The sequence below is a fragment of the Paenibacillus sp. 7541 genome, from assembly GCF_002276395.1.
Taxonomy (GTDB): Bacteria; Bacillota; Bacilli; order Paenibacillales; family Paenibacillaceae; genus Paenibacillus_AQ; species Paenibacillus_AQ campinasensis.
Map to the genome: position 1 here is coordinate 1 of NZ_NQLZ01000067.1, position 1,510 is coordinate 1,510.

The 1,510-nt window shown below is 47.5% G+C and carries 1 protein-coding gene; it reads right to left on the reverse strand.

Annotation, left to right across the window (positions count from 1 at the left end; translation table 11 throughout):
- Positions 1-37: 37 nt before the first annotated feature.
- A protein-coding gene (locus CHH75_RS24410; RefSeq protein WP_095268202.1) for an IS1182 family transposase occupies positions 38-1,398 on the reverse strand; the annotation gives its coding sequence in 2 pieces (ribosomal slippage) (positions 38-831 and positions 831-1,398; 1,362 coding nt in all).
- Positions 1,399-1,510: the final 112 nt, after the last annotated feature.

Genomic DNA, 1,510 nt, shown 5'->3' on the forward strand with positions numbered 1-1,510 from the left:
TTTTTAAGTGGTCACTTCAAGAGGGGAAATGGGGGGATTACCCCCTGTTTTCCAGGCGATCCAAGTGGATCGCCATCTTCTTCATATTCTGCACGGTTGCTGTCATCAGAGCTTGTTCCCTGACGTTTTGCAACCCGCGCAACCGGCAATAGCGAAACCCATGGAGCTCTTTGGCATCCGCGAAGCTTCGCTCAATCGTTTCTTTTCGTTTTCGGTATAAATACTTACCGGATCGACTGAGCCGGTTGTTTCGTACCCATTCCTTGCTGTCTTCCCAGACATGGCGCGTGACGACCTTGCGGTGATTCCGTGAACGGGTACATTGCTCCAGCATCGGGCAAGTCTTGCAGTGCTTCGGGTCGGAGGCATATTGCCGGTATCCTTCTCGATTCGTGGTGCGATACAACAATTCATGCTGGAGCGGACAAATATAACGGTTACGCTCGGCATCATAGGTAAACTTCCACTTCGGAAACAAGCCTTGGGTCGGATGAAATCTCCGGTGAGCAATCACGCCAAAGATCCCCCGTTCCTGCAATCCTTTGCAGATGGGGGTTGTTAAATAACCTGAATCCAGGGCAACGGCTTCAACTTCAAAACCAAATCGCTCTCGTTGGCGATCCAAACGCGACAAATACGGTACAGAATCATGAACGTTTCCCGGCGTGACGTGGACATCGGTAATCAGATTGTATTTTAGATCAACGGTCCGGTGATCTAAATAAAAGAATCCTTCCGGTTTGCCATCGCGAATCATATAACCGCTATCCGGGTCGGTTTTGCTCACCTTGATTTCTTTCTTCTCGACCACATCCTCTCTGGGTTTTAAAGCTTTTTTCCATGCGCCTTCCGGTCGGCTTCTACTGCGCCATTGAGTTCGTCCATGTAATCTCGTGTGTTTTGTAGAACCTGCTGCTTGGTGTACTGGTGTTTGTTCGCATTGGCCTTCACATGCGTGGAATCCGAAACCAGGACTCGTCCGCCGACCATGCGATGCTCGATTGCCTGCAGCACAATCTCATCGAAGATATCTTGAAAGATAGTAGTGTCTTTGAAACGAGTCCGTCGGTTCCAGCTAATGGTGGTATGGTCCGGAACTTTGTCTGTCAATCCCAAACCAAGAAACCAACGGTATGCCAGATTTGTCTGAATCTCGCGTTCCAGTTGACGTTCTGAACGGATGCCGTAAAAATAACCGAGGAAAATCATCTTAAATAACACGACAGGATCGATGGCTGGTCGCCCATTATCAGCACAGTAAAGCGGACGGACCTTTTCGTCGATGAAAGAGAAATCGATATACTTGTCCACTTTACGAAGCAGATGATCGTGGGGAACCAATTCTTCAATCGAAACAAACTCGTAAGCCTGCTGTTTTTCTCGGTTAGAACGCAACATATTTAACACCCTTCCGAACAGTTTATTTACTAAATATTATACAATATTAACGCGGTGTCGTGTTGAACTAAATACACAAAAAAATAGCTGTCGAGACTTTCTCGACAGCCTG